The following is a 1020-nucleotide window of genomic DNA, read 5'->3' on the forward strand; positions in this document are numbered from 1 at the left end:
TCCACGCACTGCAGAACGAACCGCTTGAAGGGCAGACCGCCGTCAATACCGGGTTCATGGAGATTTATTGATGAGCAAACGTCGAGGCAACTCCCGGCAACTGTCGGCACCGACCCAACCCGTTGTCGAGGGCGAATTGCTGCCCCCCACTGGCGGACGCATGGAAGCCTTCACCTTTGGTGATCCGACCCCTGTGCTCGATGAGCGGKGCATTCTCGACTACCTGGAATGCTGGCTGAATGGGCGTTGGTACGAGCCGCCGATGTCGCTGGATGGCCTGGCCAAGTCATCCAGGGCGAGTGTGTTCCTGCAGTCGGGCCTCAACTTCAAGCGCAACATGCTGGCTCGCACCTTCATCCCTCACAAATTGCTGTCGCGGCAGACCTTCGAGCAATTCGCCCTGGACTGGTTGTGGTGCGGCAATGCCTACCTGGAAAAGCGCGAAAACATACTGGGCGCCGCACTGGGCCTGCAGCCTGCGCTGGGTAAATACATGCGTCGGGGTGCGGATCTGGAGACCTACTACCAGGTGCGGGGCTGGCGGGATGAGCACGAATTCAAGAAGGGCACGATCTGCCACCYGCGCGAGGCCGACATCAACCAGGAGATCTACGGGTTGCCGGAGTGGTTGCCCGCCTTGCAGAGCGCGTTGCTCAACGAGTCTGCCACCCTGTTCCGCCGCAAGTACTACAACAACGGCAGCCATGCCGGTTTCATCATGTACATGACGGATACAGCGCAGAACGAAACCGATGTTGCGGCGTTGCGGTCGGCGCTCAAGTCAGCGAAGGGGCCGGGAAACTTTCGCAACCTGTTCATGTACGCACCAGGTGGCAAGAAGGACGGCATCCAGTTGATACCGGTCAGTGAGGTGGCGGCGAAGGATGAGTTCGGCTCGATCAAAAACATCAGCCGTGACGACATGCTGGCTGCTTTGCGCATTCCGCCGCAGTTGATGGGTATCGTGCCTCAGAACGCGGGCGGGTTCGGATCGATTAAGGAAGCAGCCCTGATTTGGGC

1 protein-coding gene is annotated in these 1020 nt (G+C 59.6%); it reads left to right on the top strand.

The features are described from left to right. Positions 1-70: 70 nt before the first annotated feature. Positions 71-1020: phage portal protein (locus ACXRVY_RS31340; protein WP_458239256.1), on the top strand; the 950-nt coding region annotated here is incomplete at its 3' end.

It is taken from the genome of Pseudomonas sp. P5_A2_2, assembly GCF_054177685.1.